General features: G+C 48.4%; 22 protein-coding genes. 8 read left to right on the top strand and 14 right to left on the bottom strand.

Annotated elements, in window-relative coordinates; all coding sequences use genetic code 11:
* The 13 genes from HB364_RS22995 to HB364_RS22935 all read right to left on the bottom strand — a co-directional run bounded on the left by HB364_RS22995 (position 1) and on the right by HB364_RS22935 (position 14,439).
* Positions 1–1,449, bottom strand: a complete 1,449-nt coding sequence (locus tag HB364_RS22995) for an ABC transporter permease (RefSeq protein WP_167290683.1) — start codon at positions 1,447–1,449, stop codon at positions 1–3.
* A gap of 76 nt (positions 1,450–1,525) precedes the next feature.
* Positions 1,526–4,003: a TonB-dependent receptor gene (locus HB364_RS22990; RefSeq protein WP_167290682.1), complete on the bottom strand. Its 2,478-nt coding sequence runs from the start codon at positions 4,001–4,003 to the stop codon at positions 1,526–1,528.
* Positions 4,004–4,030: 27 nt separating this feature from the next.
* A complete protein-coding gene (locus HB364_RS22985) occupies positions 4,031–4,732 on the bottom strand; it encodes an ABC transporter ATP-binding protein (protein WP_167290681.1) in 702 nt (233 codons plus the stop codon).
* 113 nt (positions 4,733–4,845) lie between these two features.
* Entirely contained in the window at positions 4,846–5,172 is a 327-nt protein-coding gene (locus HB364_RS22980) for a hypothetical protein (RefSeq protein WP_167290680.1), read from the bottom strand.
* Positions 5,173–5,311: 139 nt separating this feature from the next.
* Positions 5,312–5,698, bottom strand: coding sequence for a ribosomal maturation YjgA family protein (locus tag HB364_RS22975; protein WP_167290679.1), 387 nt, complete (start codon positions 5,696–5,698; stop codon positions 5,312–5,314).
* A 10-nt stretch (positions 5,699–5,708) separates the two neighbouring features.
* Entirely contained in the window at positions 5,709–6,470 is a 762-nt protein-coding gene (locus HB364_RS22970) for a HEAT repeat domain-containing protein (protein ID WP_167290678.1), read from the bottom strand.
* Between the two features lie 6 nt (positions 6,471–6,476).
* Positions 6,477–6,863 carry a VOC family protein gene (locus tag HB364_RS22965; RefSeq protein WP_167290677.1) on the bottom strand — a complete coding sequence of 129 codons (387 nt, stop codon included), beginning with the start codon at positions 6,861–6,863 and terminating at the stop codon, positions 6,477–6,479.
* 85 nt (positions 6,864–6,948) lie between these two features.
* On the bottom strand, positions 6,949–8,427 hold the full coding sequence (locus HB364_RS22960) for a RagB/SusD family nutrient uptake outer membrane protein (protein ID WP_167290676.1): 1,479 nt from the start codon (positions 8,425–8,427) through the stop codon (positions 6,949–6,951).
* Positions 8,428–8,448: 21 nt separating this feature from the next.
* Complete coding sequence (locus HB364_RS22955; RefSeq protein WP_167290675.1) at positions 8,449–11,535, bottom strand: SusC/RagA family TonB-linked outer membrane protein; 3,087 nt, start codon at positions 11,533–11,535, stop codon at positions 8,449–8,451.
* 632 nt (positions 11,536–12,167) lie between these two features.
* Positions 12,168–12,251 (bottom strand): glutaminyl-peptide cyclotransferase, encoded by an 84-nt coding sequence (locus tag HB364_RS33675; RefSeq protein ID WP_167291065.1) that lies wholly within the window; start codon positions 12,249–12,251, stop codon positions 12,168–12,170.
* A gap of 6 nt (positions 12,252–12,257) precedes the next feature.
* Positions 12,258–13,037 (bottom strand): hypothetical protein, encoded by a 780-nt coding sequence (locus HB364_RS22945; RefSeq protein WP_167290674.1) that lies wholly within the window; start codon positions 13,035–13,037, stop codon positions 12,258–12,260.
* Positions 13,038–13,133: 96 nt separating this feature from the next.
* Entirely contained in the window at positions 13,134–13,643 is a 510-nt protein-coding gene (locus HB364_RS22940) for a hypothetical protein (protein WP_167290673.1), read from the bottom strand.
* 19 nt (positions 13,644–13,662) lie between these two features.
* Entirely contained in the window at positions 13,663–14,439 is a 777-nt protein-coding gene (locus HB364_RS22935) for a (Fe-S)-binding protein (RefSeq protein ID WP_167290672.1), read from the bottom strand.
* Positions 14,440–14,527: 88 nt separating this feature from the next.
* Here HB364_RS22935 and HB364_RS22930 point away from each other — a divergent pair, with 88 nt between their 5' ends.
* From HB364_RS22930 to HB364_RS22900, 7 genes are all read left to right on the top strand, one after another.
* Entirely contained in the window at positions 14,528–15,235 is a 708-nt protein-coding gene (locus HB364_RS22930; protein ID WP_167290671.1) for a Crp/Fnr family transcriptional regulator, read from the top strand.
* Between the two features lie 53 nt (positions 15,236–15,288).
* Positions 15,289–15,675: a DoxX family protein gene (locus HB364_RS22925; RefSeq protein WP_167290670.1), complete on the top strand. Its 387-nt coding sequence runs from the start codon at positions 15,289–15,291 to the stop codon at positions 15,673–15,675.
* A gap of 72 nt (positions 15,676–15,747) precedes the next feature.
* The gene (locus tag HB364_RS22920) at positions 15,748–16,290 is read left to right on the top strand and encodes a YceI family protein (RefSeq protein ID WP_167290669.1); all 543 of its coding nucleotides are present in this window, start codon (positions 15,748–15,750) and stop codon (positions 16,288–16,290) included.
* A gap of 88 nt (positions 16,291–16,378) precedes the next feature.
* Positions 16,379–16,882, top strand: a complete 504-nt coding sequence (locus tag HB364_RS22915; RefSeq protein ID WP_167290668.1) for a DinB family protein — start codon at positions 16,379–16,381, stop codon at positions 16,880–16,882.
* Positions 16,870–17,598, top strand: a complete 729-nt coding sequence (locus tag HB364_RS22910) for an NRDE family protein (protein WP_167290667.1) — start codon at positions 16,870–16,872, stop codon at positions 17,596–17,598. The genes HB364_RS22915 and HB364_RS22910 overlap by 13 nt, the downstream gene beginning before the upstream one ends.
* Entirely contained in the window at positions 17,598–18,662 is a 1,065-nt protein-coding gene (locus HB364_RS22905) for a D-alanine--D-alanine ligase (RefSeq protein WP_167290666.1), read from the top strand. The genes HB364_RS22910 and HB364_RS22905 overlap by 1 nt, the downstream gene beginning before the upstream one ends.
* Before the next feature lie 10 nt (positions 18,663–18,672).
* Entirely contained in the window at positions 18,673–19,320 is a 648-nt protein-coding gene (locus HB364_RS22900; protein ID WP_167290665.1) for a LysE family translocator, read from the top strand.
* A gap of 69 nt (positions 19,321–19,389) precedes the next feature.
* On the opposite strand, the gene HB364_RS22895 is transcribed toward HB364_RS22900, so the two are convergent.
* Positions 19,390–19,884 (bottom strand): phosphoribosyltransferase family protein, encoded by a 495-nt coding sequence (locus tag HB364_RS22895; RefSeq protein WP_167290664.1) that lies wholly within the window; start codon positions 19,882–19,884, stop codon positions 19,390–19,392.
* A 219-nt stretch (positions 19,885–20,103) separates the two neighbouring features.
* Here HB364_RS22895 and HB364_RS22890 point away from each other — a divergent pair, with 219 nt between their 5' ends.
* Entirely contained in the window at positions 20,104–21,426 is a 1,323-nt protein-coding gene (locus HB364_RS22890) for a (Fe-S)-binding protein (protein WP_167290663.1), read from the top strand.
* The last annotated feature ends 3 nt before the right edge of the window (positions 21,427–21,429 follow it).

Raw genomic sequence — 21,429 nt, 5'->3', positions numbered from 1 at the left:
TTAAATGGCTTTTAGTTGCTGTGACAGTACACGGGTGATAATAAGCAGCAGCAGGAACCAGGCTATAAATGCTGCGATGCAAATACGCTCATGGCCAATAACAGTCCCGAGAGAGGCCGGCTCGTAATGGAATTCAAGCAGCTCTTCCCAATGCTGACTGCTGATGGTATAGGGCCGGTCGGCGGGGCCAGGCTTTTTATTGGGGATGTATTTTATTTGCAGCTCATTCATGCGTTGCGCCATATAGTAGCGATAGCGCTCCGCCTGGTCCTGGAAGCGGATGTACGAATTGTAATCTGTTCCCGTAACAGCCATGGAGAAATATTTAATGGCCATGAAGGGATTGACAAAGGCTGCATACCGGGCGATGCTGTTCTGCTGGTCGTACCGTTGCAGGAGCTGCGCCAGGTGCCTGTTGTAGATGGTGGCGCTGATCTTTTCCCCTTCGGTTATGATGAACCCGCTGTAATTAAAGGGCAGTTTTTCTACAGAATCTACCTGGTGGACTTTGAGCAATGAATCTTTGATGGCTTTGTAATGCGCATCATCGGGATTATGGCTATCGCCTTCTTTTAAAATGTCTTTTTCAATGGCTGCCTGGAAAGCAATGGTAGAAGGAGCAGGGTAGCCGTAAGCACCCAGCGATTGGGTGGCCCTGGGCAATACAATGGTAAAGAGCAGCCAGATACCGATTAATTTCACCAAAGCTGCTTTGGCCGTTTTACTCGTCGCCGATACCAGCACTGCTATGAGGCTATAAACAACAAAGTAGCCGAAGTAAGCGCCGGCTATGCAGCCTATGCTGATGAGTTCATGGGCCGATACCCGGAATTGGATGAAGCTCATCCAAAGCAGGACAGACACCAGCAGCACTGGCAGGTACAATACCAATACAATACTGATGATGCCCAGGCCTTTCCCGGCGATGAGTTCCTGCCAGCTTATTCCCTGGCTGAGCAAGATCTTCAAGGTGCCGTTTTCCCGCTCTGCGGCAATGCTGCTGAACCCTAAAAAAACGATGAGCAGGGGTACCAATACCTGGAGGATCATGGCCATGCTGATCTCTCCAAAGCGCAGCAGGCCGGTGGAAAAGCTTGCCTCCGAAAAGTTGACGGAGTTCTGCTTATGCGCTTCGAGGAATATCGTACTGCCCATATAGCTTTCCATACCAAAATCAAAGAAGCTGAGGGATGATTGGGGGCGGAAGGCAAAGTGGCCATAGTGCGCCATGCGGTGCGGATGTTTGTCGGGGTTGTTTACCCAGTCATGTCTTGCTTCTTCCTGGAACTGTTGCCGGATGGCATTCTGCCTGGCTACGTTTTTCCAGCCGGTAAAAGCGGCATAGGCCAGCAGGAGACCGATGATAACGGTCAGGATGAAGATGCCTTTATTCCTGAATGCCTGGCGCCATAGTTGGCGGGCTATGAGCAGGAGCACAGTTTTTCGCATACAGTGTTATTTAGAAAGCCAGTGTCACCCTGAACCTGTCGAAGGGCTTCGACAAGCTCAGCCTGACATTATTCATTTAAAATTTATAAGTAGCGGTGAGCATAGCATTGCGGGGTGCGCCGGGAAATAAGCGCAGGTAGTTTTGCGCCCCCAGCCAATATTCCTGGTTGGTGAGGTTATTGACATTTAACGCAATCTGCATATTGCTCTTATTGGGCGTATAGTAAATGGCTGCATCCAGCAGGGTATAGGCAGGCACAGTGAAGGCCCTGGTAAACCAGGGTATTTTATCGCCGCTGTATTGAAAGCCGATACCAATGCCGAGGTCTTTGAGCCCGGATTGTTGCTTAAAGTTGTACCGCGTCCACACACTGCCGCTATGTTCCGGTGTATTTTGTTTCCGGGCGCCGATCAGTGATTTGTCCCGGTCATTCCTGATCTCCGCATCAATATAACTGTAGGAGGCATTGAGCTGCCAGTTGGGCAGGAGATAACCGGCGACGTCCATTTCAAAACCACGGCTTCTTTCCGCACCACGGGGTACCAGCAGATCGGGATTGGCGGGATCATTGGCATTCATCAACAGGTTGCGCTGGTTGATCTCATACAGTGCTGCATTCACCTGTATGCAATTGTTAAACAGGGCGGCTTTCACGCCCAGCTCTTTCAGGTCGCTGGTGATGGGATCGAAGGTGCTGCCTGCGGGAGCAGCTACCGGCAATAAGGTGACGGTATTGGCCTGCGGCTGAAAACCTTCCAGGTAAGTAGCATACACGTTTATGTTAGTGGTAACGGCATAGGTGAGTCCAATCCGGGGCACTATCCTTGATTTTTTTACCTCAATGGTATTGTTTGCTTTGTAATTGGTGATATCGGTAAACCAGTCGTGCCGCAGGCTTACCAGCAGGATGAACCTGTTCCATTTCAGTTGTTCCTGGATATACAGGGCATCTGACTGAATGAGCGCAGGGGCTAGCGGCGATTTGGTAAAAATATAATCATTCACATTGCGGATGGTGTAAACGGGATTGGCCAGGTTGAAGTGGTCTACGTTGGGACGGGGCATTTGAATACCGTCAATGGTGATGAACTGGTATTGGTCCTGGTTGGCGGGATTGTAAGTGTTAACCGTTTTCCCATTGGTCAATAAGTATCCCCTTGCTGCATTCTGTCCGCCGCCTTTTTGTTTGTGGGTACGGAGGAGGTCATAGCCGATCAATAAGTTGTGTGCTACAGTGCCTGTGCTGACTTCGAAGGTGAAGTAACTGTTCACATTGTCGGTGTTCCAGGATTGTTGTCTTTGTACCATTTGCATGGCGGCGAGGGTAGGGATGGGTTGGTTATGAATATCAACGGCAAAGGCATTGGTGGTGCGGTGTTCCTGCAGGTCCTCTGTCCAGGTCTGCTTCATGTAGGTGGTGTTAAAGCTGATGTGGCTGGTGAATTGGTGGGCGAGGCTGCCGGTGAGTATCACTTCTTTCGATTTGAAAAAATCGTTGGGCGCGCCAAGGTTAAAGCTGATGGGCGTACTGTTGAGGTTGGTCTTTCCGTCAACAGCGCCAAAGATGGGCTGGCCTCTGTCGAGCCTGCTGTTGATGTTGCTATAGATCAGTTCTGCATTGACAGCCGTGCGGTTGTTGGGGACGTAGGAGAAGGAAGGGGATATCAGCAAGGCTTTCTGGAATTGGAGGTCACGGAAGCTTTTGGCATCCTGGCAAGCGCCATTGATGCGGTACAATAATGTTTTTTCGGGGTTCAGCGGACCTGTAAAGTCCAGCGTACCCCGGATGGTGCTGAAGCTGCCTACGCTGAGGTTGATCTCTTTGCGGTCAACGGTCAACGGTTTTTTGGTCACCAGGTTGATGCTGCCGCCCGGGTCAACACTGGAGAAGGTGGCGCTGGCCGGTCCTTTGATCACTTCCACCCGTTCTATATTGGCTGTTAATGGCTGATTAAAGTAGTATTGGCGGGTGCGCATGCCATTTAGAATAACGCCTTCTTCATTCTGGCTGATGCCCCGTATGGTGAACTGGTTATAGTAGCTGGCCGGGGTAACACCACTGGCTGTTTTAACAGCATCTGCCAGGTTGAAAGCCTGCCGGTCATTGATCAGCTCTTTGGTGACGGTGGTGATGGACTGAGGAATGTCTTTGTTCAGTGCGGCTATTTTGGTAGCGGAAAAAGAATAGGCGCTGTTATAGCCGGTACTGCTGCGTCCCAGCACTTCCACAGTTTGTAATTCTTTTGATTGCCCGGTGAGTAGTACTGTGTAACCTTTTTGGGCAAGGGTATCATCTACCCGGATGAGACGGGTATACCCTTCATGCCCGATAGCGCTTACGGTAAGGGTGTATTCGCCGGCCGTTATTGCTTCGAAGCTGAATTGACCTGCCTCATTGCTGATGGCAGTCTTACTGGTCAGGTTATTTTTTAGCAGGATGGTAGCGCCGCCAAGCGGTTGCTGGCCGGCGGCCATAACCTTTCCCGAAAAGCTTACCTGCGATAGGGCGATGCCAGGCAGAACAAATAAGAGAGCAGTTAATAAATATTTCATGGTATGAGTTGCTTGTGCTTAAATGGGTTAAATGGTTTCGAGGTATAGCTGCTGCAGTTCATTGGCAGTTACGTGGGCTGTTTCAACGGTATGTACCAGTGTGCCTTCTTTCATGATGCCGATCTTAGTTCCTGCATGCACGGCATTGAAAATGTCGTGGGTGGCCATCATGATGGTCTTTCCCTGCTGGCCCAGTTGTTTTACGATGTTCGTAAACTCCTGGGTGGCCTTGGGATCGAGGCCGCTGGTAGGCTCATCCATAAAAATGATGTCGGCGTTTTTGGCCAGGGCAATGGCAATGCCTACTTTCTGCCGCATGCCCTTGCTGTAGGTATGCAGCCTTTTCTCCTGTGCAGCTTCCTGTAGGCCGGCCCGTGTGAGAAAGCCCCGTAACAATTCCTTTGCGTATTGAAAGCCGGCCAGCTTGCTGAAGAAGTCGAGGTTCTCTACGCCGGTGAGGTTGGGATATAGCATCACCACTTCCGGGATATACGCGAGGTGCTTACGGGTTTCATTGCCATTGGGTGTTACCCTAATGTTCTTGATCCTTGCTTCACCCTGGGTGGCAGCGGTGAAGCCAAGAAAAATATTGATGGTAGTGGTTTTACCGGCACCATTCTGGCCCAGCAAACAAAATATATCTCCTGCCTGCAGTGACAGGTTTAACCCATTCAATGCCGTATGGCCATTGTACTGTTTGGTGAGGTGGATGGCCTCTAAAGTATACATAGCTGTATGATTTGATGAATAGTAATGGCTGTATGCAGTTATAGCGGCATACAGGCAGGCGCATTACCCTGGCAACGGGTTGCCCGGATTGTTAAAAGATTAAACAATAGTGATCAGGAAAGAGGAGCAGGAGGTCCCTTATTGGAGAACAGCAATACCGGGATGGTGAATGCGTGTTCGATATAGCCGCCGGTGGGGCTGTTGTGTGAGAGGTTTGGCAGGGTATACTGGCACGCTTCTGCTACAGCATATACGGAATAGCTGTGCGAACAAACGTTACAATGACTGGCATACGAAGTACCGGTATCTTGTGTGAGGGTAGTGGCGTCATCATTGACGGCAGCAGTAATATGTGTATTGGCCTTGCCTTGCTGGTGGTGGTGCCACCAATGCACAGGCGTGGCGATAAAGCTATACAGCAGCAGTAAAAATGCTGCCATCAGGTGCCTGTATGTAGGAGATGTCGCCACTGTATTTATTCAACAATGTTGCAAATATAAGGAGGGCTGACCAAATTAGGCGGAGAGGGGGAGAAAAATATTATTAAGGGCAGAATTACAGAATGTGCCTGGTCTTTTGTTAGGAAGACCGTTGAACAGCCGGGCGGTATCTTTTTTCAACAATGATGGTGAAGATGATTCCTGCTGTATAGGCGATTAGGTCAATCCACTCAAAGGAGCTGCCGATGACGGTTGTTGCCAGCTTTGAGTGCTGAAGGCCAAGACGGTGAACAAGGTGGAAGTATTGCAGGATTTCTATCAGGTAAGCAAACAGTAATACGCTGATGGCTGCCGGCAGCAGTGAAATATTCAGGAAAGCTTTCAGGAGGCAGTACAACAGTATGACTACTAAAAAATCACCCACATAGGGACGTATAATAGCATCCTGAACATATAGGGCTATTAGCACCTCGATGATGAAAAGTAGGATAGCAATAAGGAAATACCGTTTGTTGAACTGGAACATGGGGTAAGGGTTATTGGCTGTAATGCTCCGCAATATACGCTTTCGCCTGCTCCTGGGTCAGGACGGCGAAGTCGCGGTAGCGGTGGTGTACGTCTATGATCTCTTCGAGGGCGTCTGCTACCAGCGGGGCATTGTCCCAGGTTTTCAGGTGCGCAATGACTGTAGCAAGGCAACCTTTCTTGTAAGCAATCTGGCCAATCACGTGCACCAGTGTATCGCGCACCCTGGCTGTTTTATCGTGTTGCAGTTCTTTCAGCAGGGGCAGGATGTCCTGCGGGTACTTCCTGCCCCGCAGTTCTATGCCGTGACATATTTCCCGTCGTATTTCCTTATCCGGATGATGGAGGTATTTTTTTGCCCATGCCAATACAGGCTTCGGGTTTACCTCACCCATTTTTTTGATGGAGCCAATCACCGCATTCCGGGGTGAGTGATGCTGATCAAATAAGCCGGTATCGAAAAAGGATTGTACGGCGGCAAAATCTTTTTTGCCGATCTCCCCGGCAGCATTGATCACCGTCTGACGTACTTTGTAATCATCGTGCTGCAAGAGTTCACCCAGGAGCTTTATGATCCTGGATTGATGCTTTTTGCTGTCTGCATATATGCGCCCGGTTGCCAGGTAGGCCGACTTTCTGATGTAGGTATCTTCATCTGCAAAATAGGGGATCGTCTTTTTCAGTTTGCCGGCCTTAAACTCCTGCAACAGGTCATTGCTGATGGTGGTGACCAATTGTTCGCGCTCCTGTTTGGAGAGATCGTAGAATGCCATAAGCTGCTATTGACCGGTGGGGCGCTCCTGGTTAACGATCAGTACGGTGCCGGCCGGGTCCATGATCCAGTGGGCATTGTTGTCCGGGAGCTGTTCCAACTCATCACAGGTATGAACGTTCATGGCTTTCAGGTATTCGGTGGCTTCCTGTACATCGGGCGTCACCAGTTCCAACCAGGTTTCGGAATGGGTATAGTTGTCTACGCAATCGAGCCAAACGATATTGTCTCCAAATCTTACTTCATGTGTTCTCGACACGGTAGGATTAGTAATAGGCTTTTCCTGTACCCCTAACCGCAGGATGTCCCTGTAGAAAGCGACCGTTGCTTCATATTTACTTTTGGGGATCTTAATGGCGATGTTGATGCCACCGCTGAATGGTTGACTGGTCATGGCTATTGATTTTGACCATAAAGATATAATAAAAAGGGGCCGACCTTTTACGGTCAACCCCTATACTGCTCACATGAGAAAAACTTTATCGCCAGCCTCCGTTGGAGGTATTGGTGCCATCGGCATTGGCCACGCCTCCAAACGTATAGAAGGGAAGCGTTTCCCGGAAGGTTTCGAGTGTTTTGGCAGGTAAAGGCCAGTGCAGCGGCGTGCCTTTCTGCAGCAGGTTCAGTTTGCGCATTTCAAAGAAAGACAGTCCCAATCCGGTGTTCATTAACTCCACGTGCCTTTCATGGTGAATGGCCTGAATAAGATCTTCTTTTACGGCAGCTACATCCGCCAGTTGGCCGCGGGTAGACCGTGTGCCGGCATTAATGATGGTAGCAGCACCTGCAAGGTCATTGAGGTATACCCTTGCTTCTGCCTTATAGAGGTCATTTTCTGCTTTCATAAATTCCGGGATAGGGCCATCGCCCAGCGCAAAGGAGGCGTCATAACGGCTGGCTCTGTAATTGGAAAAGTGATAATAACCGCGGGTAGGGTTGAGCGGTGTAGAGCTCAGGTATTGAAAATCTGAAAGCAATCTTTTGTCGGGTGGGTTGGTAGATGCCGCAGGCCAGGGAAAAGAAGGGGAGTCGTCCCAATGCTGGGGTTGGGCAGGGTCCATGAGGTGTATAACGTACATGTCTGTTTGTCCCCAGCCTGGTGAAGTGAGGTAGTCGGCTGCTTCAGCATACCACTTGGTGTAGCCGTCCATTTGTATGGTAAAATCACCGGTAATACCTGCATCTGCATAGGCTTTTACCTTAGCCCAGTCTACCTCGGCCAACTGGGTCTTATTACGTGGTACGTTGGCCAGTATGCGGGCAGCCATAGAATTGCACAGCTTGATAAAATCTGTATTGGAAAGATCAGCTGCAGTTCCCATCCAGTCTTTGGGTATGGTGAAGGGGGTGGCGCTTAATAGAATGGCGGTATCAAGGTAAGCAACGGCTGCGGCAGCTACCTGCTTATAGGTAGCGGCGGTAGCGGGGGTGGCATTGGGATTGGTGATATTTTCATCTTCTATGAATCCCTTGTCAAAAACCAATGCCATGTTGCCGTATACCACTCCCTGGCCGAATTTGCAGAAGGCTTTGACCATATTTTCATTGTCGCCCATATCTACACCTCTTTTTATAGCGTTCATAATATTAGTGGCTTTGACCGCTACCTCATAGATGCCATCAAAAAAAGTCTTCGTAGTACCCTGGTAGGTATAATTAGGCGCATTGTTCCAGGCATTGCGGGGTTCCCAACTCATATCGCGCATGGACTGGTTGCCCCAGGAACAGGTGGTATTGTCCGACGAGGTGGCTAAAAACATATAAACGCCGGCATAAGCGTGTGATGATTTATAAGCATTGTTAAACAAAGTACTGGCAACACTTTCTACGTCATCACCAGTGGCGTAGACTTCAATTGCACTTGGTTCATTGTTGTTTTTGACATCCAGTTCTTTTTTGCATCCCATTGCTATACTAAGCAGGGCTGCAAGTCCGATACTATATTTGAGTGTATTCATAATAATTTTATTTTTTTGGAATTAAAATTCAAGGGATAAAGAAAAGGCGAGGTTGCGGAAGTTGGGATAAGTGCCTGTGCCGTCATACGGGTTCCTGATAGAACCTACCTCGGGGTCGTAACCGGAATAATCGGTAATGGTGAGTAGGTTCCTGCCGATGATACGGGCAGAAGCGCCTTTTACAATTCCCTTGAATACACCCAATGTTTTTTGTGAAAAGGTATAGCCCAATGCCACTTCCCTGAATTTGATAAAGCCGGCATCTTCCACCCAATAGGAGTTATTGGTATTGACATCATAAAAAGCCTGGAAATAGTCGTAGGTTTTCTTTTTGGAACCATCTACGCCGGCCATGTCCATGATGCCATTGCGGCTATCGCGGGTAAGCCATTGGGATTTCCTGTTGTACACGTCGCCGCCTTTCTTGATATCCACCAGTACATACAACTGGAATCCTTTATAACCGATGGTATTGGAAATACCCATATTAAAGTCCGGATTTCCGTTACCGATCTTTACAAAAGCCAGATTGCCTTTGTCATCCAGCAGCTTAACCGGTTTTTCGGTTACGGTACCCTGACTTTTGGCAGGTACTACATAGCCATCGGAGTTTACTTCGTAGTCGGCGATCGTTTTGCCAGTGGGCAATTGCTTTGCCATTTGGTCCAGGCTTCTTACCCAGTCATAGCCATAAATAGCCCCATAATCTTCATCTGGTCTGATGTAAAACAATCCATCGGCTCCTCCCTGGTACGGAGGGATAGGCAGTTCAGTGATCTTTTGATTAATCTTTGAGAATACGATGTTGGTATTCCAGGTGAAATCTTTCTTTTTAAGCCAGTTGGCTCCTAGCGTAATTTCCAGGGTTTTGGATTCGATGGTGCCGGCGTTCCGCCATTGGCCAACAAAACCGTAATTCAAAAAAGGTATGAGGGGGACATTCAGGAATTGATCGGTTGTTTTTGACTGTGCATAGGTAGCTTCAAAATAGAATTTCTTCAGGAATTCCACGTTGAGCCCTATTTCGCTTTCTGCTGTTTTGGATGGTTTCAGGGAATCATTTCCCCGTTGGTAAGAAGAGGTCGTTCCATTGTTCAGGGAGTAGACATCATACTGCCAGTTGAACCCGGGGCGAAGACCGGCGGTTCCATGCGCTGCCCTTATTTTCAATTCATCAATACCAGGAATGGTAACATCCTGTGAAATACGATAGGCGCCTGATACCCGGAAGTAAGGATGCCATCTTTCATCTTTACCAAACAGGGAAGAACCATCATACCGGTACATGCCATCCAGTAAAAAGCGGTTGTCATAATTAAGGGAGAGGATGGCAAAATAGTTTTGCGCTTTGTAATCGTACATGGTAGAACCGTAGTCTGTAATGTTGGCCGGATCAAAATTTTCGAGGGTAGGCAGATCACGAAGTTTAAACCGTGAGCCATTTATACTATAGTCTTCTTCATGCCTGTCTTCATACAGGTAAGAGAGTTTGCCATTAATGGCCAGATCGCCTATTTTATGGGTGAGGTTGATGGTCGCTTGCGTATTCTGGGTATTGGATTCATAGGAATATTTGTACAGGCTGCCTTTGCTGTAGATGATGCCCAGGTCGCCGCCGGCAGCGCCTAAGGTCCAGGTATCATAAGGATTGTAGCTGGTGTAGCGGTAGTTCTCAATTTCAATGGTACGGGAGGCATCTATATTGAGCCATTTGGTCAGCTTCAGGTTTACTGAATAATTACCTATCCAGCGACGGGTATAGTCTTCCCGTTTATTTTTCCATACAGAGTACAGGGGATTGCGTTCATTGCTCCAATGGTTGTGGCGAATGTAATACGGCTGACCATCGGGGTGGGGCAGGTTCAGGTTATTGTCGGGCTCGGCCAATACGATGTTGAAGAAAATACCGCCACCGTCACCGGGCGATTGTGAGTTGGTATTGATGTACAGGTTGGAGGCCGATAGTTTAAGCCAGGGGGCTACCTGGTGGTCCAGGTTCAGCCGGAAGTTCTGCCGTTTGTAACCGTTGGTATATTGGATAATACCTTCCTGCGCATTGTTCTCAAAAGAAGCATACAGGTTGGTGAGCCTTGATTTGGTGGCAATGCCCACAAAATTGGTATAGTTCATACCTGTGCTGAAAAACTCCTTCTGCTGATCTTTGGTTACACCGAAAGGATTGTCCATATAATGATCTGCATCCACCTTACGTGCGCCTGAAATAGCCGGGTTGAAGCCGCCCATATAACCATCCGGATAAGTGACACCGTTGTATTTGGTGTACTGCCCTTTATAGGTTTCCCAGTCGCTGGCCAGGGTGAAAGGATGGCTTTCTGAGAGGTCAATGTATTTCTGCAGGCTCTGAAAGCCTATTTCATTGCGGATGGTTATTTTGGAGGTATTGGCATTCAGTTTGGAACCACGTTTAGTAGTAATGGCAATAACACCATTGCCTGCGCGGGAGCCGTACAGGGAGGAGGCAGAGGCGCCTTTGATCACTTCCATGGATTCCACATCATCCACGTTAATATCCGTAAGCGAGCCGCTCAGGATCACGCCGTCCAGCATGATCAGGGGGCCGGAGCCAATGTTCAGGTTGTTATCGCCACGCAACAGGAGGTCCAAACCACCGCCGGGCGTACCGCCGGAAGAGTTTACCCGCACCCCGGCTACTTTTCCCGAAAGGGCGCTGGCGGCAGAGGTGGCCGGAACAACATTGAGGCGGTCTTCATCAATCTTGGTTACGGAAACGGTCATGTTCTTCCGGGAGGTGGCGCTTGCCACGCCACTCACAATAACATCTTTTAAAGCATCAACAGATGATTGGGTGAGCTTAATAATAACCGGACCTGACCCTGGCGTGAGCTCCTGCGACTGGTAGCCAATGGCCGAGAAAATAAGGATCTTTTTATTTTCCGGCAGGGTAATGCTGAATGCGCCATCCATATCTGTGGTGGCGCCTGTTTTGGTTCCTTTTACGGTTACGGAGGCGAATGCCACCGGTGCGCCGGTAGAGTCTACTACTTTACCGGTGACTCTTGTGCCCTGTGCAAGGGCGATGGCACAGCAGGCCATGAAGCAGGTCAGTAATGAAAGCGTTTTTCTCATGCTTGATTTGATTTTATAATAAGGAATGATGCCGGTCGGTTATAGCAATACAATATCCTGCCCGGCAGGTGCCCGGGCTGTTGCAGTGTTGATCATGGCAATAGGACAGTAGGTTATGGGATGAAGTGGCTATGCAATACATAGCCTGCCTGTTACAGGCTGTTACCTGTTAATCATGGCCAATAGGATAGAAGTTAATGATGTGCAGAAATGACAAAACAAGGTATTGCTCCGCGTATGCAACGGGAGTGATTTGTTAATCATGGCAACAGCCATTCATACGACAGAAGCAGGTGAAAGCAATGTTCAGTAGAGCAGCAATCGTCAGGAAGAAATAACAGGTTTTTGCAGGATGTAACCATAGAAAACCTGCAGACGGGCAACTGGAAATGACCCGGCTTATGAGGATGTAAAAACTAAAACAATAAATAAATGGCTAAGGTGGGTAGCGCCCTGTCATGGCGATCCCTGATGGTAAGAGTTGTCTCATGTGTTGGTTTTGGTTGGTTAGGCAATTTAGGGCATTTTGTACAATCGGCAAAATATGAGGGGTGAATTGTTTTTGACAAGGTTGCCCGGTCGCGGCAAGATAAGATGAGTAAAATAGAAGTTGTACGGCAGGGAGCAGCGGTTTAATGCGGGAAGTCGATCTGGTAAATATTGGGCCACAGTTTGCCGGTAATATAAATTTTACTTGAAGTGCTATCCCAGGCAATTTTCCGTTACCGGTAATAAAAAAGATGTTTTCTTTCTCCACTTGCAATGGGTAGAACCCGCTCCAGGGGCAGGTCATTGGTGTTGTACCGGTATTTCCAGGAATAACGGAATTGACCATCATCCCAGGTCTGAACATTGCTGGTATTAAATACCGTAGCGTCGCGGGTAGCCAGGTAATAAGGTACACCGAACCTCCGCAAGGGGTTGTGGCGGGTATCGTAGGTGTAAGTGATCTTACTGCTGTCCCTGATGATCCCGTTTACCAGTAGGCCGGTCCTTTCGGTAGCTATATTACCGTTTGCATCCCAGGTATAAGCAGTAAAGTGTACATCTCCATTGGCAATTGTGCGTATACTGTCGCTGATCACGCGTTGATAAATGTCCAGTATCACCTGCCGGGTATAAGCAGGCGGCAGATTGCGGTGGGTAGTAATGGTCGACTGGACGGTGTCGGGGAGCTGCCTGCTGTAAGTATATTCTTCTATGTTGTAGGCGCTATTGCCTGACTCTGTATAGTAAGACCTAAGGAGGTAGCCCTCCAGGCTCATTTCTATCATTAATGCCTCCGTGCGTGCGTTCCGCTCACCAGGGTTGGTCACTATGTGTAACCTCACCAGGTCATGCACTTCATCGTACACATAGTTAGTGGCTACTATACCGACACTTGGCCGGTCAATCACTGTTTGTCGGAGGATGGTGCCATTGTTGGGATCATGGCGTTTTTGGCAGGAGGGAGCTATCAACAACAATAAACCGGTAACCGGCAATAAGTAGAATTTTAGCATATGGATGGGTTTCCATAAAGCTACTATGCCCCGTTTAAAGGTTCTGTTAAGGTGATTAACAGCTGTAACAATTTAACAAATATTATATCGTACTACTTATGCTTTGATGGCAATCCGGCGGGTAAGCCAGCTATCCTTCACCGGTATCATCCACTTGTTTTCCAGCTCTTCTTTGGTTTGTACCAGGTTGTTGAAATAAAGTGTATCGGGGGAAATGAAGTTATTGTCAACCGCATGCTGCAACTGGGAGAGGGGCAGCAATTGTACCTTTTCCTTTACCTGGAAGGCCAGTAACTGGCGGTCAAACAACTGAACTTTATAGAGCTCTTCTATTTGTTTGATCAGGCGTACGGAACTATCCGTACTGCAGCCGCTTACACCGGTGGCATTTTCGTCGGCCATCAGTACGATAAACTGTCCAAAAAACAAGGTGCCGAAACCTTTTACAGGAGTGCCATGCGATTTCCAGTTGGCCACAAATTCATTGAGCAGGTCTTCTATCTGCAGGGCTTCACCCATACCCAGGAGGCGGCTGCTCTGGTATATCCACACCCTGGAGTCGGGCGCAAAATCAGCGGGTAACAAAGATTGATAATTCCAGTTCATCGGGCAAAGATACGAAAAACTACAGCGACTGGGCGATGAGCTCGGCCACGTCCATCACCTGTACATTTTGTTCCTGTTCCTTGTTCTTTACGCCATCGGTGAGCATGGTATTGCAGAAGGGGCAGGCGGAGGCGATGATGTTGGCGCCGGTATCGAGGGCTTCATTGGTGCGTTCGAAGTTGATGCGCGTAGTGCCTTTTTCTTCTTCTTTAAACATCTGGGCGCCGCCGGCTCCACAGCACAGGCCTTTGCTGCGGCAACGCTTCATCTCTACCAGTTCGGCATCAAGGGCTTCCAGCACTTTGCGGGGAGCTTCATAGATATCATTGGCACGGCCCAGGTAGCAACTGTCATGATAAGTGATGCGCTTACCCTTGAAGGCGCCGCCGCCTTGTAATACGATCTTGCCTTCATTGATGAGTTGTTGCAGCAGGGTAGTGTGGTGGATCACCTCATAGCTGCCACCCAGTACAGGGTATTCATTTTTGAATATATTGAAGCAGTGGGGACAGGTTGTAACGATCTTTTTAATGCCATAGCCATTTAATAGCTGGATGTTCTGGTAGGCCATCATCTGGAACATAAATTCATTGCCGGCGCGGCGGGCAGGGTCGCCTGTACACATTTCTTCCTTGCCCATAATGGCGTAATTAATACCTACTTTTGTGAGAATGGTGGCAAAAGCCTTCGTGATCTTCTGGGCACGCTGATCAAAACTTCCTGCGCATCCTACCCAAAACAATATATCCGGTGTTGTTCCATTGGCCATCATCTCAGCCATTGTTGGTACCTGCATCAATTCGAAATTTGGGTGTAAATCTAATACAAAATACCAAACCCGGAACATTCACTACATTTGAAACAGAATTGTTCATGCTATTGTTATGCTGTCTGATGATAAATTAATACTGATACGCCGTTACGACCTCTGGCGGCATATTTCCGATGAGGAATATGAAGCATTGAATGTGGTGCATAATTTCCTGGAAGCAAAGAAAGGCGAGTACATTTATTTTGAAGCATTCCACCACAATAAGCTGTATTTTATTAAGGAAGGGCATGTACGCATTGGGTATATTGATGAGCAGGGCAAGGAGGTGATCAAAGAGATTATAGAAAAAGGCGAAATATTCGGTCAGCTTACCCTCGAACGCAATAACCTGCAGGGCGAGTTTGCTCAGGCCCATAAGCAGGATGTGAGCCTTTGCGCTTTTACGATCGAAGCTTTTGAGCAATTATTGGCCAAAAAACCTGAACTGGCCTTAAAATACAGCAAGCAGGTAGGCTCCAAACTCCGCACCATTGAAAACAGGCTGATCAACCTGCTGAATAAGGACGTTAAAACGCGACTGGTGAATTTCCTGTGGCAACTGGTGGTGCAGCATCCGGACCCTGATGGGCAAGTGGCAGGCGCTGTCCATATTCCCAACTACCTCACACATGAAGATATTGCTCAACTGATTGGCGCCAGCCGGCAAACCATTACCACCCTGATCAATGAACTTGCTGCTGAGGGACTTCTTACATTCAGCAGGCAGGAGATCCGCTTCCCGGATGTGAAAAAATTGCAAAAGCTGGCAAATGTCGGGTAGTTGACAAACGGCCACCGGACGTGCAGGTAATTTTGATGTATTAAAACATCTACATGAAACGCTTGTCTGTTTTTACCTGGATATTACGTTTGTTGGCGGCTCTTATTATGCTGCAAACCCTGTATTTTAAATTTACAGGGCATGAGCAATCAGTAAAACTATTCACTATACTGGGTATGGAGCCATGGGGGCGTATTGGCACCGGGATATTGGAATTGATCGCCGCCATACTGTTGTTGATTCCCCGCACCACCCTGTATGGAGCAGGCCTGGGACTTGGATTAATGGCCGGCGCTATCTTTTTCCATCTTACCAAACTGGGCATTGTATTCGATGGGGATGCCGTATTGTTCATTTACGCAGTGATCACTTTTGTTGCCTGTTTTATCCTGCTGGTGATCTACCGGCAACAGGTAGTCCGGTTATTGAAGCTGAAATGAATCCAGCTTTGTGACGAAAGGTATGGAGACCGTAGTTTTTATAAATACTTTTAACAAAAGAAGCACGGTTGTATGATCAGAAAGATAGTTGTGTTACTGGCAGGTATTGTTTGTTTTACAGTTGCCCATTCCCAGACCTATGTTCCCCTGGGCGACAGCTCCCGGATCGCCTTCTCTATCAAAAACCTGGGCATTAAGGTCAATGGGTCTTTTTCAGGTTTGCAGGGTACCATCACTTTCGATCCCAACCAGCCGGAAAATAGTCGTTTTAACGTGGAAATTGACGCTGCTTCCGTGAATACCGGCAATGCCAAACGGGATGAACACCTGCGGCAGGAAGACTTTTTCGATGTTAAGAACTATCCAAAAATAAAATTCGTATCTACAAAGGTTACAGCAGGTGGAAGGGCTGGCACATTTTTTATGGAAGGTATTCTGACTATCAAGGACAGATCTTTGCCGCTTTCTTTCCCCTTTACCGTTACACCCACTGCAGACGGGTACAGGATGGAAGGAACAGCGGGCCTACGCAGAAAACCTTTTACTGTCGGCAAAACCAGTACTATATCCGATAAGCTGACGGTTTCCTTGAATGTGCTTGTCAAAAGGGCATAATTTGTGCATGAGGTGTTGATTAAAAATCAGTTAGAACGTTGACGGTACGCTGAAATAATCCTATTTTGCAATTAAACAGAACCGACCGATGCAATTACAACAAGCTGTCAATACAGTATTTGTACAGCTTGCTGAGTCTTTAGAACAGATTTCTCAGCAAGAATATATTCAGCCATGTAAAACGTTGTTCAATAATACCATTGGACAGCACGTGCGTCATGTGATCGAATTGTTCCAGTGTCTTGAGAAAGGGTATGAGCATGGCGTGGTGAATTATGAAAAAAGAAAACGTGACCTGGATATCGAAACCGATAAAGCGCTGGCCAGTCGCCTGTTGTTGGAGATTCACAATGGACTGGGCAGGTCCAACAAAGAACTCATCCTGGAGGCCACGTATGACGATCATTCTACCGAACCTATTACTATTGACACCAACTATTTCCGGGAGGTAGCCTACAACCTGGAGCATACCATCCATCATATGGCGCTCATCCGCGTAGGGCTCACCGAGGTCACGACCATTACCCTGCCGGAGAATTTCGGCGTAGCTTCTTCTACGGTTAAGTATAAAAAGCAGCAATGTGCACAGTAACCTTTATTCCGGCTGCAGACAAGGTATATCTTACCTCTAACCGGGATGAAAAACATTGGCGCTCGCCCGCACTGGCCCCCGCCGTGTATGATTGTTCTTCGGGCAAAATATTATTTCCCAAAGATGCCGATGCCGGTGGTACCTGGATAGCCGCCCATGAAAATGGCAATGCCATCGTATTCCTCAATGGCGGCTGGATATGCCATACGCCGCAACCTCCTTACCGCAAAAGCAGGGGACTCATTCTGCTGGACCTGATCAACAGCGCTATGCCCTATCATTGTTTCCTATCCCTGTCACTGGACAATATAGAGCCTTTTACGGCGGTGATCTGGGAAGACGGGCGCCTGTATGAATGCCGCTGGGATGGAATACAGAAATACGAAAAGGACCTGGATGCCACCGTACCGCATATATGGAGCTCCGTTACTTTATACAATGAGGAGGTGATCAATAAGCGCCGCCGCTGGTTTGAAAGCTGGCTGCGGGAACAGGAGATCCCTCTGCAGGAAGAGATCCTGCATTTCCACCAGTTTACCGGTGATGGTGATGAACACAACGATCTTATGATGAACCGCGATGGAAAAGTATTCACGGTAAGCGTTACTTCCCTGGCTATTACCGGCCACGCTATAGACATTCATTACCTTGATTTAAAAAATAATCAGACTTTTGCGCAGGAATTAGCAATTGAAAAATCAATGGTAGGCCGATAATGAATGTTTTACGCAGCATCCTGCACAGACCTTTTTTCATTCGATTATTGAACTGGGAATACTGGAGTTTTACAGCCGTTTACCTGTGGATCTATCCATGCTGGATATTGATTTGCCTGCGCGCCCGTTCCTTCTTCTTCTTTGCTGCTGCCAATCCGCGCATTAAAAATGGCGGTTTTCTCAATGAATCCAAACAGGACCTGGTGGCCCTGATACCGGAACAATACCACCCTAAAACAGCCTTTTTCGACCTGCCTGCCAATGGGGACATTGTATGGAAAGAGTTGCAACGTAAAGGGCTGTCGTTCCCACTCATCGGCAAGCCCAATGTAGGTGGCCGTGGCCGTGGGGTAAAGGTGCTGAAAGAGGAGGCCGATGTAAAAGCGTATGCAGCGCAGGCCTGCCTGGACTTCCATATCCAGGAATATGTGCCCTGGAAAAATGAAGTGGGTATTTTCTATTACCGGTATCCCGGTGAAGCCAGTGGCGTTATTTCAGGTATCGTAAAAAAGGAATTCTTATCGGTAACCGGCAATGGCCGGCATACCATCCGGCAATTGCTGGAGCAGGATAAACGGGCATTGATGTACATGGCCAGCCTGGAAAATATGCATGGTGAAGGCTTGCAGGAAGTGCTGCCGGCAGGGGAGAAGCGGATCGTGTCGCCGTATGGTAATCATTCCCGGGGCTCGCTGTTCCTGGACCATTCACACCTGGTGGATGCGGAACTGCAGGCTACGATAGATACCATTTGCAAACAGATACCGGAGTTTTATTATGGCCGGCTGGATGTGCGCTACAATACGCTGGAAGAGTTAAAGCAGGCCCGCAACTTTGCCATCATTGAAGTGAATGGCGCCGGTGCAGAGCCTACCCATATCTATGATCCCCGGCATTCTATCTTTTTTGCGTGGAAGGAGATCGTGCGGCATTGGTTTATTCTGGGACGCATCAGCCGGATGAACCACCGGCGGGGGCACCGGTACCTTACCTGGAAAGAGGGCGTGCAGATGTTCCGGGAGGACAAGGAATGGTCGCAGAAGCTGGCGGCGATGACTGAATGATTACGACAACATGAAACTGTTACGCATACTTTGTACGGGTCTTTTTATTAGTTTTTTAGGGACCTTACCCCTGGGTACCCTGAATGTGGCTGCTATGCAGATCTCGGTCACGGATGGCATACGGCCCGCCCTCTATTTTGCCCTGGGTGCTTTGCTGGTAGAGATGGTATATGTACGGCTATCACTGGTGGCCATGGATTGGGTGCGCAAACAAAAGAGGCTGTTCCGCTGGCTGGAATGGCTTACCCTGCTCATCATTACTGCCCTGGCCATTACCACATTTGTAGCGGCAGCTCATCCGTCTGGTTCCGGAAAGAACGTGATCCTCAGCAGCACCATGCACCGTTTTTTCCTGGGCATCACCATGAGCGCGGTCAACCCCATGCAGATACCTTTCTGGTTTGGATGGAGTACGGTATTATTTACCAAAAAAGTCTTACTGCCTCAGAGTGATCATTACAATATGTATATATTGGGCATAGGTACCGGCACCTTCATCGGTAATTGTATCTTCATCTATGGCGGTCACCTGATGCTAGACCGGTTGAATGCCAACGAAAATGTGGTGAACTGGATCATTGGTGGCATCTTCGCCATTACCGCTATTATCCAAGGCTGGCGTATGTGGCGGCATAAAGACCCGGCGGAGAAGCTGTAGATAATTATTGTTGCCCTGAGCTTGTCGAAGGGTGCTTAAGACGGCTTCGACAGGCTCAGCCTGACATTTCTACTCCATATAAGCGCCTTTCACTTGTTCTCCTTCCGTTTCTACAAAAATATGTTCCTGTAAAGTGGTAGCTACAGAGAGACCCACATAATCAGTACTTACCGGGAAGGCTTTGTGGGTGCGTTCTACCAGCGCCAGTGTCTGGATCTTCCGCGGATGAAAGGCCAGGAGGGGCTTCATGGCATAGAGCAGTGTTTTGCCGCTATTGGCCACATCATCAATAATGATCACCACTTTATCGTTAAAATCGAGGGAAGGACTTACGATAACTTCTGCAGGTTTCTTTTTGTCCAGCGCGATCGTGATCAGCTCTGTGGGGAGGTCGCTGATCTGCTTCAACAATTGCTGTATGTTGCGGGCTATCACGCTGCCGCTCTCCCGGATACCAGCCAGGATAAGCTGGCGCTCTTCCAGGTTATTCTCTACAATCTCATACGCCATCCGTTGCATCTTCCTGTTGGCTGTATCTGCATCCAGGATATAGTTCTTTGCCATTCATTTAAAGTTTCAGGACGCTAAAATACAAATTGCGACGGAATAGCAATTTTGCAGTTACCCAGGCCGTACCATCCCGCGGCATGAAAGTTTCTTGTAGAAACCCGCATAAAAGCACCATTGTGAGTTGCCTGTGAACTACTTATAGGGGAATATCCGGGTTATAGACCTGCAAATCCTGAAACCTTGCTTATCTTCGCGCTGTCCAATCTATAAGGCATGTCATACCTGCAGCAGATATTGTTTGTTATTGCGGCCGTTGTGGCCGTTTGGTTGTTTTCCCGTAAGGCCATTCAGATCCGTAGGAACATTCTATTGGGCAAAGACGAGCCCTATAATGACCATCCGTCCGATCGGTGGAGAAACGTATTCCTGCTGGCTTTAGGGCAAAAGAAAATGTTCCGCAGGCCGCTGGTGGCGTTCATGCACTTTATCATCTATGCAGGCTTTATCATTATCAATATCGAAGTAGGGGAAATATTCATTGATGGCGTCATTGGCACACACCGCCTGTTTGCCGGCTGGCTGGGAGGTTTTTATACCTTCCTCATTAATGCCTTTGAGTTCCTGGCAATAGGAGTGATTGCTGTGTGCGTAGCTTTCCTGGCCCGCAGGAATATCCTTAAATTAAAACGCTTCATCAGTAAGGACCTGGATGGATGGCCCCGGAGTGATGCCAATTACATCCTCATTACCGAGATCATCCTCATGACGCTCTTCCTTACCCTCAATGCGTCAGATACCTTATTACAATCCCGCGGTTATGGGCACTATGCAGAGCATATCACCGGCAATTTTGCCTTTTCACAATGGCTGCATCCTCTCCTGAACGGGCTTAGCAATGAAGCACTGGTGGCAGTAGAGCGTGCCTGCTGGTGGCTGCACATCCTCGGCATCTTTGCTTTCCTGAATTACCTGCCATACTCCAAGCACCTGCACATCTTACTGGCATTTCCCAATGCCTATTATACCCGTCTGGAACCCAAGGGACTGATGCGCAATATGCCGGAGATACAGCATGAAGTATTGTACGCCATGCAGCCTGAACTGGCGCCTACCAACGCTACACCACCTGAAAAATTCGGCGCTAAAGATGTGATGGACCTTAGCTGGCGCAACCTGATGGATGCCTATAGCTGTACCGAATGCGGCCGCTGCAGCAGTGCTTGCCCAGCCACCCAGACCGGTAAAGCCCTTTCACCCCGTAAGATCATGATGGATACCCGCGACCGGCTGGAAGAAGTAGGACAGAACATCAATACCAACGGGGAATTTAAAGACGACGGCAAAACGTTATTACACAACTATATCACCACGGAAGAATTAAGGGCCTGCACCACCTGCAATGCCTGTGTGGAAGAATGTCCTGTCAGCATTAGTCCACTGGAAATCATCCTCGAACTGCGCCGCTCCCTTATCATGGAAGAAAGCAATGCGCCCCAGGAATGGAATGGCATGTTTGGCAATATCGAAAACAACTTTGCCCCCTGGAAATTCAGTCCGGATGACAGAGATAAATGGGCAGAAGAACTGAAAGCGTAAAAC

This window comes from Paraflavitalea devenefica (assembly GCF_011759375.1).
Classification (GTDB): domain Bacteria; phylum Bacteroidota; class Bacteroidia; order Chitinophagales; family Chitinophagaceae; genus Paraflavitalea; species Paraflavitalea devenefica.
The sequence above is the reverse complement of the archived record's forward strand: the minus strand, read 5'-3'. Positions and strand labels throughout refer to the sequence as shown.

Excerpts from the sequence above, each read along its gene's own strand:
- HB364_RS22890 (WP_167290663.1), top strand. The coding sequence starts at position 20,104 with ATGTCATACCTGCAGCAGATATTGTTTGTTATTGCGGCCGTTGTGGCC.
- HB364_RS22920 (WP_167290669.1), top strand. The coding sequence starts at position 15,748 with ATGATCAGAAAGATAGTTGTGTTACTGGCAGGTATTGTTTGTTTTACA.
- HB364_RS22935 (WP_167290672.1), bottom strand. The coding sequence starts at position 14,439 with ATGCAGGTACCAACAATGGCTGAGATGATGGCCAATGGAACAACACCG.
- HB364_RS22975 (WP_167290679.1), bottom strand. The coding sequence starts at position 5,698 with ATGTTCCAGTTCAACAAACGGTATTTCCTTATTGCTATCCTACTTTTC.
- HB364_RS22980 (WP_167290680.1), bottom strand. The coding sequence starts at position 5,172 with ATGGCAGCATTTTTACTGCTGCTGTATAGCTTTATCGCCACGCCTGTG.
- HB364_RS22985 (WP_167290681.1), bottom strand. The coding sequence starts at position 4,732 with ATGTATACTTTAGAGGCCATCCACCTCACCAAACAGTACAATGGCCAT.
- HB364_RS22930 (WP_167290671.1), top strand. The coding sequence starts at position 14,528 with ATGCTGTCTGATGATAAATTAATACTGATACGCCGTTACGACCTCTGG.
- HB364_RS22965 (WP_167290677.1), bottom strand. The coding sequence starts at position 6,863 with ATGACCAGTCAACCATTCAGCGGTGGCATCAACATCGCCATTAAGATC.
- HB364_RS22990 (WP_167290682.1), bottom strand. The coding sequence starts at position 4,003 with ATGAAATATTTATTAACTGCTCTCTTATTTGTTCTGCCTGGCATCGCC.
- HB364_RS22970 (WP_167290678.1), bottom strand. The coding sequence starts at position 6,470 with ATGGCATTCTACGATCTCTCCAAACAGGAGCGCGAACAATTGGTCACC.
- HB364_RS22960 (WP_167290676.1), bottom strand. The coding sequence starts at position 8,427 with ATGAATACACTCAAATATAGTATCGGACTTGCAGCCCTGCTTAGTATA.
- HB364_RS22910 (WP_167290667.1), top strand. The coding sequence starts at position 16,870 with ATGTGCACAGTAACCTTTATTCCGGCTGCAGACAAGGTATATCTTACC.
- HB364_RS22905 (WP_167290666.1), top strand. The coding sequence starts at position 17,598 with ATGAATGTTTTACGCAGCATCCTGCACAGACCTTTTTTCATTCGATTA.
- HB364_RS22995 (WP_167290683.1), bottom strand. The coding sequence starts at position 1,449 with ATGCGAAAAACTGTGCTCCTGCTCATAGCCCGCCAACTATGGCGCCAG.
- HB364_RS22915 (WP_167290668.1), top strand. The coding sequence starts at position 16,379 with ATGCAATTACAACAAGCTGTCAATACAGTATTTGTACAGCTTGCTGAG.
- HB364_RS22945 (WP_167290674.1), bottom strand. The coding sequence starts at position 13,037 with ATGCTAAAATTCTACTTATTGCCGGTTACCGGTTTATTGTTGTTGATA.
- HB364_RS22900 (WP_167290665.1), top strand. The coding sequence starts at position 18,673 with ATGAAACTGTTACGCATACTTTGTACGGGTCTTTTTATTAGTTTTTTA.
- HB364_RS22955 (WP_167290675.1), bottom strand. The coding sequence starts at position 11,535 with ATGAGAAAAACGCTTTCATTACTGACCTGCTTCATGGCCTGCTGTGCC.
- HB364_RS22940 (WP_167290673.1), bottom strand. The coding sequence starts at position 13,643 with ATGAACTGGAATTATCAATCTTTGTTACCCGCTGATTTTGCGCCCGAC.
- HB364_RS22925 (WP_167290670.1), top strand. The coding sequence starts at position 15,289 with ATGAAACGCTTGTCTGTTTTTACCTGGATATTACGTTTGTTGGCGGCT.
- HB364_RS22895 (WP_167290664.1), bottom strand. The coding sequence starts at position 19,884 with ATGGCAAAGAACTATATCCTGGATGCAGATACAGCCAACAGGAAGATG.